The organism is Chryseobacterium nakagawai (assembly GCF_900637665.1).
Taxonomy (GTDB): domain Bacteria; phylum Bacteroidota; class Bacteroidia; order Flavobacteriales; family Weeksellaceae; genus Chryseobacterium; species Chryseobacterium nakagawai.
This window is the reverse complement of the sequence record NZ_LR134386.1, coordinates 35722-50765: the sequence shown is the minus strand read 5'-3', so window position 1 is coordinate 50765 and position 15044 is coordinate 35722. Positions and strand designations below refer to the sequence as shown.

At 35.0% G+C, this 15044-nt stretch carries 11 protein-coding genes; 3 read left to right on the top strand and 8 right to left on the bottom strand.

The window, feature by feature from the left end:
• Window positions 1-5: 5 nt before the first annotated feature.
• The 7 genes from EL260_RS00210 to EL260_RS00185 all read right to left on the bottom strand — a co-directional run bounded on the left by EL260_RS00210 (window position 6) and on the right by EL260_RS00185 (window position 10523).
• The gene (locus EL260_RS00210) at window positions 6-2219 is read right to left on the bottom strand and encodes a TonB-dependent siderophore receptor (protein ID WP_123858300.1); all 2214 of its coding nucleotides are present in this window, start codon (window positions 2217-2219) and stop codon (window positions 6-8) included.
• A gap of 33 nt (window positions 2220-2252) precedes the next feature.
• Window positions 2253-4481: a TonB-dependent siderophore receptor gene (locus EL260_RS00205; RefSeq protein ID WP_123858299.1), complete on the bottom strand. Its 2229-nt coding sequence runs from the start codon at window positions 4479-4481 to the stop codon at window positions 2253-2255.
• Window positions 4482-4491: 10 nt separating this feature from the next.
• Window positions 4492-4656, bottom strand: a complete 165-nt coding sequence (locus EL260_RS25860; protein WP_164466583.1) for a hypothetical protein — start codon at window positions 4654-4656, stop codon at window positions 4492-4494.
• A complete protein-coding gene (locus EL260_RS00200) occupies window positions 4653-5786 on the bottom strand; it encodes a PepSY-associated TM helix domain-containing protein (protein WP_123858298.1) in 1134 nt (377 codons plus the stop codon). Before EL260_RS00200 ends, EL260_RS25860 begins: the two co-directional genes overlap by 4 nt.
• A gap of 154 nt (window positions 5787-5940) precedes the next feature.
• Window positions 5941-9015 carry a preprotein translocase subunit SecA gene (gene secA / locus EL260_RS00195; RefSeq protein ID WP_123858297.1) on the bottom strand — a complete coding sequence of 1025 codons (3075 nt, stop codon included), beginning with the start codon at window positions 9013-9015 and terminating at the stop codon, window positions 5941-5943.
• 123 nt (window positions 9016-9138) lie between these two features.
• Window positions 9139-9360 carry a DUF2795 domain-containing protein gene (locus tag EL260_RS00190; protein ID WP_002662059.1) on the bottom strand — a complete coding sequence of 74 codons (222 nt, stop codon included), beginning with the start codon at window positions 9358-9360 and terminating at the stop codon, window positions 9139-9141.
• A 134-nt stretch (window positions 9361-9494) separates the two neighbouring features.
• Window positions 9495-10523 (bottom strand): GDP-mannose 4,6-dehydratase, encoded by a 1029-nt coding sequence (locus EL260_RS00185; protein ID WP_123858296.1) that lies wholly within the window; start codon window positions 10521-10523, stop codon window positions 9495-9497.
• A 90-nt stretch (window positions 10524-10613) separates the two neighbouring features.
• Here EL260_RS00185 and EL260_RS00180 point away from each other — a divergent pair, with 90 nt between their 5' ends.
• Window positions 10614-11411, top strand: coding sequence for a DUF2797 domain-containing protein (locus EL260_RS00180; protein WP_123858295.1), 798 nt, complete (start codon window positions 10614-10616; stop codon window positions 11409-11411).
• 33 nt (window positions 11412-11444) lie between these two features.
• Window positions 11445-14102 (top strand): AsmA family protein, encoded by a 2658-nt coding sequence (locus EL260_RS00175; RefSeq protein ID WP_123858294.1) that lies wholly within the window; start codon window positions 11445-11447, stop codon window positions 14100-14102.
• Between the two features lie 111 nt (window positions 14103-14213).
• Here EL260_RS00175 and EL260_RS00170 read toward each other — a convergent pair whose 3' ends face one another.
• Complete coding sequence (locus tag EL260_RS00170) at window positions 14214-14564, bottom strand: hypothetical protein (RefSeq protein ID WP_123858293.1); 351 nt, start codon at window positions 14562-14564, stop codon at window positions 14214-14216.
• A 174-nt stretch (window positions 14565-14738) separates the two neighbouring features.
• Here EL260_RS00170 and EL260_RS00165 point away from each other — a divergent pair, with 174 nt between their 5' ends.
• Complete coding sequence (locus EL260_RS00165) at window positions 14739-14933, top strand: hypothetical protein (RefSeq protein WP_045492359.1); 195 nt, start codon at window positions 14739-14741, stop codon at window positions 14931-14933.
• Window positions 14934-15044 lie beyond the last annotated feature (111 nt).

Sequence of the window (15044 nt, the reverse complement as noted above, 5' to 3'; positions counted from 1 at the left end):
TAGTATTAAAATTTGTATCCGATTGATATTCTGAAGTTTCTAGGGGCATCTGCCTGGTAATAATAATAGCCTGCATATGGTGAACCTGAGTATAAATATCTGTTGAAGATATTAAATACATTCAGGTTAACTCTGAATTTTGAATTTTCCCATGAAGCTCCCGCATCAAACTTTACATAATCTGCCATCTGCAGAGTGTTTGGGCTTCCCCAATCCCAACTACTTCTATCAGCCATATACGTTCCGCCGAAGCTTAATCCAAAGCCTTCAAGAATATTATTGCTAAATGTATAATTAAGCCATCCGTTTGCAGTATGTTTTGCATAACCAGGAACCCTGTCTCCTTTTTGCGCTCTGGCAGTAGTTTCCGTAAATTTATTCTCAGTGAATGCATAGTTAAAGATAGCATTGAAACCCTTTACGATTTCCCCTTTAAGATCAAATTCTACTCCCTGAACTCTTGTTTTTCCTAATAGAATAGAATATTTTCCATTCGGATTATCAGTAAGGTTGGGATCTCCTGTAATTTCATTATTTTTATTGATATTATATATTGAAAGCGTTGTGTTCCATTTCCCGGCAAACCAGTCTTTCTTGAAACCAACTTCAATATTGTCACCTGTTAAAGGAGAAGCTGTTGTCCCATTTCTGAATAATCCAGCTTGTGGGACAAATGACTGATCATACAAGGCGTACGCAGACATATTTTGATTAATTGAATAGCTTAAACCAATACGAGGTGTAATTCTGTTGGCTTCAGATTTTACTCCATAATTAACTTCTTTTACATTAGTGTAACGAGCGGCTAATGTAAGTCTTAATGCATCATCAAAGAATCCTAATTCATCTTGTAAGTATAAACCAGTATATCTTTGATCTATGGTGCTTCCAGATCCAGCTCTTACAGAGAGAGGTTTGGTTTTATCAAAAGGCTTGTATGCTGCGGTGTTATTAGGTCCTGAATAAGATTGGTTATTAAGAGTGTTAATGTCATAATTGCTGGTATCTATATTATACCAGTATTTATAGTCTTTTTCTGTATTATTTACCGGATCATAGTCACCATTGGCGTTGTACATATCTAAATTGTAACCCTGTGACCAATCTGCCATATATTTTTTGCTTCCCAAATCAAGACCAGCTAAGATCTTGTGAGAAACAGGTCCTGTTTTTACAAGTCCATTTAAGAAAACCTGACCAAATTTCATTGTATTATCAGCTTCCCAATAATTCAAACGACGAATCATATAATTACCTTCAAACATACTTGGCCAAAGATCACTTCCCATTGTATATTCATTCACATAAGTCAATTGAGAAGTTAATTTCCAATTTTCATTAAATTTATGTTGTAAATTAACGTTGATGGTATTGTTATCAACTTTTGTTGGGTCAATACCAGGATCTGTAAGCGTATAGTTAACTGGCTTTGCTTTATATCCTTGAAAACTGAATACATAAGCAGAACCTACTTCAGACATTTTTGCCTTTTGATAAATATATTCCGCTGTTAAAGTAGTTTTATCACTAAGATCTACTTTAATCGAAGGATTGATAATATATCGATCATTAAATTCATAGTCTCTGAAGCTATTTTTGTTCTGCGCCATTAAGTTCAGCCTGAATGCTACTTTGTCAGTGACCTTAGTATCAATATCTGCTTCACCTCTGTACATATTGAAACTTCCTAGGGTTACTCTTGCCGTTCCGTTCAGAGCGTTTCCTGTAGGTTTTTTAGTAACAATGTTATAAATACCGCTTGGTTCTCCATTAGACATTAGGAATCCGGATGGACCTTTGATAAATTCAATATGATCTACGTAGCTCATATCTTCACTTAATGGGCCCCAGGTTGAAGTTACGTTTACACCGTTCATGAAAGCGGCAGCTCTGGATCCTCTCATATTCACTCTGGTATACATATCTCCCCAGTGCTCTAACCTTTGAGCTCCGGCAACGTTTCTTAGTACACCATCACTTAAAGTTGTAACCTGTTGATCTTCTAGAGCTTTGTTGGTGATAATGGAGATGTTCTGAGGTATTTTAATAAGGGCTTCATCCAGACGAAGAGACGAAGATCCCTGTTTTTCTACATATTTCTTATAATATCTTCCGTTAACCACTACTTCTTCAATATTGTTAGATTTAATAGTGTCCTTTTCTTGTGCAAAACTTAACATTGATGTTAGTAATGCAGCTCCTACCGTCAGTTTTTTCATTGTTTGTAAGGGGAGTAATTTTTATTGTAGAGTTTAAAATTTATAAGTGAAACTTCCCAAAGCGTTGATAAGTGTCTGAGGATTCGCTGTTGTAAATCCTACCCAATAATGCTGGTTTGTAAAATTATCAACCTTTACCCCGATTCTGAACTTTTTAGTATCATAAAAAGCACTTGCATTAAGTACTAAATAGCTAGGAAGGATAAAAACATCTTTTCCTCCTGTAATATTTTTATTGGCATCCAGAATATTATTATTCAAAATTGCATTAGCGTTAGCATAATTTCCGCCCAGACCAAATCCAAAACCTTTTAAGCTTCCTTCCAGAATCTGATAACTTGCATAGATACTTGCTAACCAAGGTGAACCTGCAGTTCCAGGTCTTCTTCCTTTTGTTGCCGGATCAGACTCTAAATATTTTGAATCATTGTAGCTAATACCTCCTACTAGTGATAATCCTTTTAATAAATAGGCATTTACTTCTAATTCTACCCCTTCACTTTTCAGTTGACCGGCTTGCGTTTGAAGAGCATTTATTCCTGAATATCCTGTTGTAACTAAAGAATTTTTTACTTTGATATTGTAATAGCTTAATGTTGCATTTACTCTACCTTTGAAAATGCTTCCTTTAAAACCACCTTCAAACTGGTTAGCTCTTTCCGGATCTGACAGAATAGGATCTACACCAGCATCTGTAAATATGTATCCGTTACTTTTGAAACTGTTCTGATAATTTCCGAAAACAGAGAATTTATCTTTTATAATTTGATAAACTACCCCAAATTTAGGTGAAAATGCAGATTGATTATATGGTTTTATATCATTGATCCACAGTTTTCCGCCTTTGAAATTATTACTTTCATATCGAACAGAAGCCATAATATTTAATCCATCGATTGGCGTAAATACATTGGAAATATAACCGCTATAGGTATTCTGATCATCAATCTGATCATAAGTGCTTTTTGGTAGGTTTTGATATGCCTGAGCTAGCGTATCAGAATTAAATGTACCTGCATAATCATAGCCGCTTGTAGGAACGTCAGGATTTAAAAAGCCTTGTGTAAAATACACATAATGCAGTCTGTTTTTAATAGACATATAATCGAACCCAACCACAGTTCTGTTACGCATATCGTTACCAAACTTATAGTCGAAATTAAAGTTCTGCTGAATCTGGAAATAGGTTTTTTTGCTGTTATCTGTTGACTGATCTGCTCTTTTTACATACAAATTATTGTCTGCCGGGTTTACAGTCACAGCAAAATACGGATTGTAACCGTTTGAGAAAGTATAGGCCGTGCTTACATTTGTTGAAGATTTGATATGCTCGTCAATCTGATAATTAATCTGCCCCAAAATGTTTCTTACTTTTGATGTCGTATAAAGACCTTTTCCTGTGTACGACTGCTTGTAATCTAATCCTAATTTTTCCACATCCTTCATATTATCAACATTGGTATATGGATCTCCCGCATAGCCCGGATTCTTTTTAAGATAGAAGAAAGACTGCTCAGGATTTGCTCTTGTATCAAACATTTCATAATCCAGGCTTAGGCTCAACTTATCATTAACTTTATATAGCAATGAAGGAGCAAAAGCAGTATATGAATTTTTAGCATCAGTTTTCTGGAAAGTTCCGCTGTTTGTATAGGCCGCATTTAAACGGAACATTAATTTTTTATCATTAGTTACAGGCGTATTAATATCAGTCTGTGCTCTGTAATAATTGTAACTTCCTCCAATTAATGAAATGTTTCCTTCGAATTTATCATAAGGTTTTTTGGTAACTCTGTTAATTACTCCCCCGTAAGAGGTAACATTACTACCAAATAATGTTCCGGATGGTCCTTTCAATACTTCAAGCTTTTCTACATTTACAGCGTCAATAGAAGTTGTAACCGGAGCAACCAGACCATTCCTTAAAGAGTTGTTGGAGGTAAAACCTCTTAAAGAGATATATGCTCCACCATCTCCCGCTCTGTTTGTGGCACTCCACATTTTTTGAATACCTGTTACATTTCTGTAAGCATCATCTACAGAATATATCATTTGATTTTCAAAAAATATTTTATCTACAGTAGAATAGGATTGAGGATTCTCAATAGCCTTTAAGGGCATTTTATTGGTATATTCCGAGTCTTTTTTCAAAATGGAATTAATAATAACCTCTTCTATATTTTTAGAATGTATGCTGTCTTTTTTCTGTGCCAGAGCAAGAGTGCCTGATAGGAAAGCTGCACCTAAAATTAATTTCTTCATTTCAGTAAGTTTATTTTAAATAGTGTTTTATAATCAAAAATAAAGGGATAGAAAGTGTTAGCCACCCTAGTACATCCCATAAACCATCACCCAGTAATGCTGCGATTAATCCGAATAGGGATATGAAAGCAAGTAGGATAGGCATTCCCCAAAGTTTTAGAAAGTTATTTTTCATCTTCCTGTATTTTTGGGTGTCATTAATTTCATTTGCTGTTTTTCAGACTTTCTTCTGGCGATCCATAAATAAAGACCCGTGATGAGAACAAGAATTGTAAAAACATCAAAAACGGTCCATACAACCTTCAGTATCATACCTCCATAATTTCCAAAATGTAGAGGCTCAGAAATAAAAAGTGCATTAACATACCATGGCATATCCCTGGAATCTGTTACAGTTCCGGTTTTTGCATCTATTAGTACAGGTTTTAAAAGTTTTGAAGTAAGTTCAGTATTTCCACGCATAAAAACTGCGTAATGGTGTTTACTTGTGAAATCAGTGCCTGGGTAAGCAATTATAGATACTTTCATATCTTTAATCGTATTTTCTGCTGCTTTCTTAGCATCTTCCAATGAACTGAAGTGTCCGGTCAATGGCTTCTGATTCTTATAAGGAGCGGTCATTTCTGCCAGCTGGCCTTGTTGCCAAAGACCAACAATTACATCAGAAAGAGTATTGATTACACCTGTAAATCCTACGACAACCATCCACGCAGTAATGGCAATCCCCAATAAGTTATGAGTATCCAGCCATTTAAGTCTCTTGGATTTATTTTTACGGACCATTCCAAAGTCGTACTTTTTCATAATTGGCCCATAAAGAACGATTCCTGAAACAATGGATATTATGAAAAGCATTCCCATTAATCCTAAAAAAAGTTTCCCCGGTATACCAAGAAACATATCTGTATGGAGTTTTAAAATGATATTCATTAAACCGTCCGTCCTGGGAGCTCCTAAAACTTCGCCGGTATATTCATTCAAAACTAAGTATTTACTTTTTTCGTAAGGAGCATTGGGCTGATCAACAATATCAAAAAGAACTTTGTTTTTTTCATTTTCATCCCAGAAGACAAATCTAGCCTTCTCTCCCGGATATTTGGACTCAGCAATTTTTACAAGTTTATCTAAGCTCAGTTTTTCATGATTTTGAGCTAAGGCTTCTTTGTTGTCTTCTAAAAGATGTTCAATTTCTTCGTGAAAGATCAACGGTAAACCTGTTACACAGAGATACAGTAGAAAAACGGTACAGATAAGGCTTGTCCATTTATGCCAATTAAACCAGCGTTTAGCAGTTTTTAGCTTCATGAAGCAGTCAATATTTTTTGCAAATATATTGTTTTTAACTATTCTAAATAAATAATAAGATTGATATTTATCATACAATTATTATACAATCAATAACAAAAAACCGCTCTAGCCAATGCTAGAGCGGTTTTTTAATAATATTGTTAATTATTTCTTATGCAGGAATTTCTCCTTTGTATAAGAAAGAAATAATCTCTTTGTTTAATTTTTCCATCATTTCACTGAATAAGTGGAAAGATTCCTGTTTGTAAATTACAAGTGGATCTTTCTGCTCATATACAGCTCCCTGAGAAGATCTTCTTAAATCATCCATTTCACGAAGGTGAAGCTTCCAGTTTTCATCAATGATAGATAAAGTGATGTTCTTTTCAAAATCATTGATTAAGCTTTCACACTGAGTATCGTAAGCTTCTTTAAGATCTGCCACGATAGTCATTGTTTTGTGTCCATCTGTAAAAGGAACCTGAATCATTTTAAACATAGAACCCTGGTTTTGATAAACATTCTCAATGATTGGGAATGATTTCTCCTTCAATAGGTTCAGCTTCATTTGATAATCCTCCTGTGCCGCTTTAAATAAGATATTCGTTAGATCCTGAATACTTTTGTTATTAAAATCATTTTGAGAAACCGGAGATTCCATTGTAAATGTTTTAATGATTTCATATTCAAAATCTTTATAATTTCCTGTAGCTTTCCCTTTCGCAACGATAGAGTTCGCTACATCGAAAATCATGTTCGTGATGTCATATTTCAAGTGATCTCCAAATAGAGCGTTCTTTCTTCTCTTGTAGATAACGTCACGTTGTTTGTTCATTACGTCATCATATTCAAGAAGTCTCTTTCTTGTTCCGAAGTTGTTCTCTTCTACTTTTTTCTGAGCTCTTTCAATAGACTTACTGATCATAGAATGCTGAATAACTTCACCTTCTTTATGACCCATTCTATCCATCATTTTAGCGATTCTTTCAGAACCGAATAGACGCATTAAGTTGTCTTCAAGAGATACATAGAACTGAGAACTTCCCGGATCTCCCTGACGACCAGCTCTACCTCTTAACTGTCTGTCAACACGTCTTGAATCATGTCTTTCAGTACCAATAATAGCTAGACCTCCTGCATCTTTTACTTCTTTAGATAATTTAATATCCGTACCACGTCCTGCCATGTTCGTTGCAATGGTTACAACTCCCGGTTGACCAGCTCCTGCAACAATCTCTGCTTCTTTTTTGTGAAGCTTAGCGTTCAATACCTGGTGTGGAATTTTTCTTAACTGAAGTGCTTTTGAAAGCAATTGTGAAATTTCAACAGAAGTTGTACCTACCAGTACAGGTCTTTTCTCTGCAGTTAACTTTTCAATTTCTTCAATGACAGCGTTATATTTTTCTCTGTTAGTTTTGAAAACTAAATCTTGTTTGTCATGTCTTAAGATAGGACGGTTGGTTGGAATAACCACAACATCTAATTTGTAGATCTCCCAAAGCTCACCAGCCTCTGTTTCAGCAGTACCTGTCATCCCCGCAAGCTTGTTATACATACGGAAATAGTTCTGAAGCGTAATGGTTGCGAAAGTTTGAGTAGCAGCCTCAATTTTCACATTTTCCTTCGCTTCAATCGCCTGGTGAAGACCATCAGAATAGCGTCTTCCTTCCATGATACGACCTGTCTGCTCGTCAACAATTTTTACCTCACCATCAATCACTACATACTCATCATCCTTTTCAAATAATGTATATGCTTTCAATAGCTGGCTCATCGTGTGAACTCTTTCAGATTTTTCAGCAAAATCACTGAATAATCTTTCTTTAGCTTCAAATTCCTCTTCTTTAGATAAGTTTTTAGCCTCTACTTCAGCAATTTCAGTTCCGATATCCGGGAGTACGAAAAAGTTTGGATCAGAGTTTCCTTGAGACATGTATTCAACACCTTTGTCTGTAAGGTCTACCTGATTGTTTTTCTCTTCAATAACGAAGTAAAGATCTTTATCTACGATCGGCATGTCACGGTTGTTGTCTTGCATATATTGAGACTCAACTTTCTGAAGCAATGCTCTGTTACCGCTTTCCGATAAGAATTTGATGAGTTGTCTGTTTTTAGGAAGACCTCTGTATGCCTGAAGCAATTTAAATCCTCCTTCTTTAGTGTTTCCGGCTGCGATTAATTTTTTCGCTTCATTAAAGATGGCAGAAACTGTTTTTTTCTGAACTTCAACGATTCTGTCGATAGAAGGTTTAAGAACATCAAATTCCTGTCTGTCTCCCTGAGGAACCGGACCTGAAATAATCAATGGAGTTCTTGCATCATCTACCAATACAGAATCCACCTCATCCACAATAGCAAAGTTTAATTCTCTTTGTACCAGTTCTGAAGGTGAAGTTACCATGTTATCTCTCAAATAATCGAAGCCGAACTCATTGTTCGTTCCATAAGTAATATCTGAGTTGTATGCTTTTCTTCTTCCGTCTGAGTTCGGTTGGTGGTTATCGATACAATCGATAGACATTCCATGGAACTGATAAAGAGGTCCCATCCAAGCGGAGTCTCTTTTTGCAAGGTAGTCATTCACGGTTACCACGTGAACCCCTCTTTCCGGAAGTGAATTTAAGTAAATAGGTAATGTTCCTACCAAAGTTTTACCTTCACCGGTTGCCATTTCTGCAATTTTACCACTGTGAAGAATGATACCTCCGATAAACTGAACATCATAGTGGACCATATCCCAAACTACTGGAGTTCCGGCAGCGTCCCATGAGTTTTTCCAAACAGCTTGGTCTCCCTGAATGCTTACGAAATCTTTCCCTGCAGCAGCCAACTCTCTATCCCAGTCACTTGCTGTTACACGGATTTCACCGTTCTGAGCCCATCTTCTTGCCGTTTCTTTGATCAATGCAAAGGCTTCCGGAAGAACCTGGATAAGAACTTTCTCTTCAATTTCGTATGATTCTTTCTTTAAAGACTCAATATTTGAGAAAAGAGCTTCTTTCTCGTCAACATTGGTTGAATTTTTTATCTGCTCTTTAATCTGTTCTATTTGAGCTGTGATTTTGCTGGTTGCAGATTTAATATTTGCTTTAAACTCAGCAGTCTTTTGTCTCAAACCATCATCCGACAATTGTTGGATGTTTGGTTCTACAGCCTTGATTTTTGTTACAACTTTTTTTACTTCTTTTAGGTCCTGCGCTTTTTTGTCTCCCAAAAACCCTTTAAGAACTTTGTTTAAAAAACTCATAAATTTTTTGCTTTATGCTTAATGCAAGATGCTTTAAGCGTTTTAATGACACGCTAAGCGTGTAGTTAATATATAAAAAGGGCAAAAAAGCTCTAAGCAAGTAGCCTAAAGCTTATCGCTTTATTAATATTCGTCCTCGTTCCAAAGGAAATCCTCGTCTGTTGGATAATCGCTCCAAACCTCCTCGATAGATTCATATATCTCTCCTTCGTCTTCAATAGCCTGAAGGTTTTCTACTACTTCCATAGGTGCACCAGTTCTGATTGCATAGTCAATAAGCTCTGCTTTTGTCATTGGCCAAGGTGCGTCACTTAGATAGGAAGCTAATTCTAATGTCCAGTACATAATTTTCTAATTTTTTGCAAAAGTATAAAAATAGGTTGTATAATAAACTTTTTTATACTTGATTTTCAATTCTTTTTATAATTTTTTCTTGTAAATGACTGTTACCAACTGCATGGCAGTATGTCAGTAATTTACTATTGTCGTTTTCTCAAAAACCATTCCACAAATTTTTTTATGCCATTTTGGAAGTCTGTGTCAGGTTTATATCCTATTAAAGTCTTTGCTTTGGCAATATCCGCATTGGTTTTTGTGACATCTCCAGGTTGCATTGGCAGAATTTTTCTGTTGGCTGTCATATTCAGGGCATCTTCTATAGTTGCTACCATTTCTGTTAAAGTGACGACTTCGTTTTCTCCTAAATTAAGAACTTCATAAACATTAGAATTGTTTTCCAGATACAGCACAGATTTGGTTATTCCATCAATAATATCATCAATATAGGTATAATCTCTGGCAGTTGTTCCATCACCATAAAAAGGAATTTCTAGACCATTTGAAATGAGCTTTGTAAACTTATGTATGGCAAGGTCTGGGCGCTGTCTTGGTCCATATACGGTGAAAAATCTTAGGTGAATCATATCAATCTGATACAGGTTATGATAAACATGTCCCAAAATTTCTCCACACTTTTTCGTTGCTGCATAAGGAGAAATCGGATAGTCTACATTATCTGTTTCCGCAAAAGGATTTTTTTCATTATTTCCATAAACGCTTGATGAAGAAGCACAGATGAATTTTTTAATATTAAAATCCTTGCAAAGTTCCCAAAGGTTCATCGTTCCACGGACGTTTACTTCTTCATATTCTAAAGGTTTTTCAATAGAGGGACGAACTCCAGCTAATGCCGCCAGATGAATCACCATATCAATGGAATGGTTTCTGAAAATACTTTCAAGCCCTTTTTTATCTCTGATATCCTGATAGTAAAGAGAATATTGATCAGATTGAGAAAGGGAAATCAAACGTTGAATATCAGCTTCCTTATCAGAAAATTCAAAATCCGAAATTTGATCAATAGACTCTAAAGTATTTTTAATTTTGATCTGATAGCTATAGAAATCATCAAAATTGTCAATGTTTATGACAGAATGTCCATTTCTTAATAATTGTTCAACTAAATGGGAACCGATGAACCCGCTACCGCCTGTTACAAGATAAATCATCAATGGTTTTTTATGAATACAAAAATATAAATTTTACTTTTTGAAAAATATAATCATTAAATTTACGTAAAAAAGTAATATAAATATAATATGCAGTTTCAAGGGCAAATTTTAAAAATGATAAGCTACGATGCTAAACCCATCCAGTATTATTTGAATCTTTCAGGAGATCTGATTCATATTAATGAGTTATTGGGGAAAGAACTAAGCATTAAGCATGTAGGGTTTCAATGTGTAAACTGTGGTGAAAATAAACCTATTTATAGAATGGGTTTCTGTAAAAGCTGCTTTTTTGAAAGTCCTTACGCCAGTGATACCATCATTCGCCCGGAGCTTTCTACAGCTCATTTAGGAGTGGCGGAACGTGATCTTGAAGTAGAAAAAGAAATTCAGCTACAGCCTCATACAGTGTATCTGGCCTATACCGGAGATGTAAAAGTAGGGGTGACGAGAAATACTCAGATTCCTACAAGATGGATTGATCAGGGTGCCACTTTTGCTTTGCCTATTGCAAGAACTGAAAACCGTTATGAAGCGGGAATGATAGAAGTTGCATTGAAAGAACATTTAGCAGATAAAACAAACTGGAGAAAAATGCTTCAGGATGATTTTGAAGGAGAGATAGATCTTGCAGACTTCAGACAAAAGATCAAAGAATATTTTCCTGAGGATTTTCAGAAGTTCTACAGTGAAGGAGAAGAACTTTGGGCATTTGATTATCCATTTGAAAAACCGGAGAAAGTCACTTCATTTACTTTAGATAAGAAGCCGGAATTTACCGGAAGGCTTACAGGAATAAAAGGACAGTATCTTGGATTTGAAGGCGGAAATTTTATCAATGTAAGAGGGCATGAAGGATATGTGATAGAGCTGGAAATCAAAAATTAATCTCATCATAAGTTATTCAACCAAATCACAAATATGAAAAAGTGGGTTAAAAGATTATTAATCAGTTTCGGGATCCTGGCAGGATTACTTCTTGCTGCAAATTTCGGACTGAATTTCTGGCTTAAAACCCAACTTCCCGAATACATAAAAAAAAATACAGACTACAAGGTTTCTTATAAAAGTCTGGATGTGGATCTAAGTACAGGAAATATTCTTGCGACAGGGATTTCTGTTAATTCCAAGAATCCGCAAAATACCAATGTTATTGGGCTTCAGGGAACGATTGATACACTAAAAGTCAACCGTTTTGGAATTTATGATGCTATTTTTAATAAAATAATAAGTTCTTCCGATCTGTTGTTGGCAAAACCGAACCTGAATATTATTCTAGCAAAACCTGTTGATCAGAAAACAGGTAAAAAAAGAAATCCGTTTTTATTTGAAAATATAAGGATCAATCATGGTAAGGTAGCTGTTTTTAAGCATACCAAACAAAAGTTTTTGTCTGTAGAGCAGCTTGATCTGTTGGTTGAAAATCTACAGATGACAGAAGAATCTGTGGAAAATAAGCTTCCCATTGTTTTTGACCGGTACAGTATTAAAGGGCAAAGATTCTTTTTCAGGCCGGATAATGTATATGCCATTACGATTCGTTCCATCAACACGGCAGACGGGCAAATGTCCGTTGACGAATTTAAATTGATTCCATTGCTATCTTTTACTCAGTTTAAAAAGTTTTATCCTCAAAAAACTCAACTATTTGAATTTGTCATCCCAAAAATGGAGTTTAAAGATGTGGTTTTACAGAAAAATAGAACTTCTCTTGCCGATGCAGTATTTCAAAACCCAGTTTTTAAGGCTTATAATACAGGGGTGAAAAATATGAAGAAGGAAAGGAAGCAATCTGACTTTGAGGTTAATCTGGGGAATATAAAGCTTAAAAATGCTGTAACTCAAATTAATAAACCTGACGGAAGCAGGCTTTTATCTGTCGGGAATCTAAACCTAAATATCAGTCAGTTGGTTTTCAACAAGGAAACCTCTGAACAGGTAATTCCGATTGGATATAAGGATTTTACATTCTCTGGAAAAGATATTGTCTACACTGATCATCAGAATATTGCTATTGGAAGTGTTGCTTTGAAGCCAACCAATGGAGAAATCAAAGATCTTTCACTGACACCAGGCTCGCTGTCCAAGGAAAGAACGACAATGGATCTGAAAACCAGTCATATTGCATTTAATATTAATAAGCTGGAATTCATTAATAAAAAGCTGAACCTGGATATTAAAGACGTTCTGGTTGAAAATGCGAATGGAGTTATAAATGCAGGAGAAAGTAAACCAAAGAAAAATACAAATCCTGGTATTATACAGTCTGTCATTATAAGAAAAGTATCCTTTAAGAATTCAAACCTTATTTACGATAAAGGCAAAGAGCCACTGGCTTTTAATGATCTGAATGCTACTGTAAACGGTATTGAAATAGAGCCGAAGTCGAATAATGAAGGTCTTTCCTTTAAGGTAAAAGACTATTTTCTGACCACCCGTAATTTTGCTTACAAAACTCAATTCTATAATATCAGTCTTGGACTTTTGAAGCTGAATAAGAATAAAATACAGATCAATAACTTTGCGATGAAGCCTCTTGTTTCGAGAAACCAGTTTATCAAAATGATCCCTGTGGAGAGGGATCTATATGATATTAAGGCTGGGCAGGTGACTGCTGAGGGTGATTGGGAGCTATTTTCACCACATAAGTATATTAATGCTTCTCATGTGGTGATTCAGTCTGCAGATGCTAATATTTTCAGGAGTAAAATACCGAAAGACGATCCGAAAATTAAAGCACTGTATTCCAAAATGCTTCGTTCCATTAAAATTCCTATGAATATCAATACGCTGGATCTGAAGAATTCCGTTTTGGTATACGAAGAAGATACTCCTGAAAGTATGGGGCCAGGAAAACTCACATTCAGTAATTTTAATATGAATGTTAAAAATCTGAACTCTGCAAAAGCAAAAGGAAAGCCTACCAAGGTTGATATCAATATTCACTGTTCATTCATGAATGTATCACCACTTTCTGTAAACTGGGGGTTTGATGTTGCGGATCAGCATGATAATTTTACAATTTCAGGAAAGACCTCCAATCTTCCGGCAAATGGAATCAATCCGTTTATCAGACCTTACCTGCATGTGACTGCTACTTCGGGAACTATTCAGGAAATGCTGTTTAATTTTAAAGGAAATCCGGCCGGATTACACGGAACATTTAACTTAAAACATAAAGACCTGAAAATTGCTGTTCTGAACAAAAATAATCATGAAAAGAAAGGCTTTTTAACAGCGGTGGCTAATGTATTTATAAAATCAAATTCCGGCAGTTTCCCTGAGGCAGTAACGGTTGAAAATGTGGAGCGCGATCCTACGAAATCATTCTTTAATCTTTTCTGGAAGGGAATTGAGCAAGGTTTGAAGAAAACACTTATTGGAAAGAATGTTGAAAAAACAGAACAGAAAGTAAAAAATGCCGTTTCTTCAGTGAAGGAAATGAAGAAATCTGTAAAAGATATTAAAGAGGAAATTAAATATAAAAAAAATACTTCTCAGCCTCAGGAGGAAAAAAAGGAGAAGAAAGGCTTCTTAAATGGTATTTTTAAAAAGAAAGATAATGCTGGAGAGAAATAATTTTTTAAACCATTAAAGTGTAATATTCAATTGACTTTTGTGGTTGATGGAAAATCAATTTTAACTTAAACGCCTTCAATGGTTCAAAAAATCAATATTGAAGTTTACTACTTAAAAATTGAATTCGTCACTTTCAAGAATTCGAATATTTCTCAGAAACTCATCAAATTCAGCACCAGGATAATTGCTGTCTGCTCCATAAGAATCAATAATCATCCCTCGGTTCCCGGCATCATCCTTCACAACATATAATACAGCATTATCGTCAGGATTACTATCACCTTCAAAACGATAGGTTTTTAAAATAATCAATTCAGATGGAGTATAGATTTTTTCAGAATTTTCGAATTTCATTTCGCAGTTTTCATTCATTCTGAATTCTCTCTGTATACCTCTCTCAGAGAGTTTTTTCATAACCTGACTTAAAGTGGTCATTTGATCGGTGTTTTCTGGATTTTCCATAATAATATTTTTGTTGGTAAGTACAATAATTAAACCATTACTTTTCTAAAGATAAGAAAAATAACTGATTACAATTTTCTTAAAAATACAGGTTAATGTTAACAAAATTTATAATTCAGAAGAACAAAATGGGTACACTTTTTGCAATATCAAAAACAATAAATCAAAGAAAATATGAAAAAAGAAGTTGGAGTTTTACTGGCAGGGGGAGTTGGTCTTTTGGCAGTATTAAGTTTAATAAGTATCAAGAAAATATTGACTAAAAAAGATAAAAAATATAGTGATAATTATTCAGATTATCACAGACACTTTGATGAAAAGAACCACGACGACGAAACACACGGAGTGGAATTTTACGCGCTGAAGTAGTAAAAAAATATATTAAATTATGTTTAAATCCAACGCTTTTGAAAGTGTTGGATTTTTTGTGGAAAACTTTAATGTTAAAGTTCATTATTATATAAAAAATCCATTCTAATT

What these genes read in the sequence shown, in the direction of transcription:
- EL260_RS00210 (WP_123858300.1), bottom strand. Translation starts at nt 2,219, where the DNA reads ATGAAAAAACTGACGGTAGGAGCTGCATTACTAACATCAATGTTAAGT.
- EL260_RS00205 (WP_123858299.1), bottom strand. Translation starts at nt 4,481, where the DNA reads ATGAAGAAATTAATTTTAGGTGCAGCTTTCCTATCAGGCACTCTTGCT.
- EL260_RS25860 (WP_164466583.1), bottom strand. Translation starts at nt 4,656, where the DNA reads ATGAAAAATAACTTTCTAAAACTTTGGGGAATGCCTATCCTACTTGCT.
- EL260_RS00200 (WP_123858298.1), bottom strand. Translation starts at nt 5,786, where the DNA reads ATGAAGCTAAAAACTGCTAAACGCTGGTTTAATTGGCATAAATGGACA.
- secA (WP_123858297.1), bottom strand. Translation starts at nt 9,015, where the DNA reads ATGAGTTTTTTAAACAAAGTTCTTAAAGGGTTTTTGGGAGACAAAAAA.
- EL260_RS00190 (WP_002662059.1), bottom strand. Translation starts at nt 9,360, where the DNA reads ATGTACTGGACATTAGAATTAGCTTCCTATCTAAGTGACGCACCTTGG.
- EL260_RS00185 (WP_123858296.1), bottom strand. Translation starts at nt 10,523, where the DNA reads ATGATTTATCTTGTAACAGGCGGTAGCGGGTTCATCGGTTCCCATTTA.
- EL260_RS00180 (WP_123858295.1), top strand. Translation starts at nt 10,614, where the DNA reads ATGCAGTTTCAAGGGCAAATTTTAAAAATGATAAGCTACGATGCTAAA.
- EL260_RS00175 (WP_123858294.1), top strand. Translation starts at nt 11,445, where the DNA reads ATGAAAAAGTGGGTTAAAAGATTATTAATCAGTTTCGGGATCCTGGCA.
- EL260_RS00170 (WP_123858293.1), bottom strand. Translation starts at nt 14,564, where the DNA reads ATGGAAAATCCAGAAAACACCGATCAAATGACCACTTTAAGTCAGGTT.
- EL260_RS00165 (WP_045492359.1), top strand. Translation starts at nt 14,739, where the DNA reads ATGAAAAAAGAAGTTGGAGTTTTACTGGCAGGGGGAGTTGGTCTTTTG.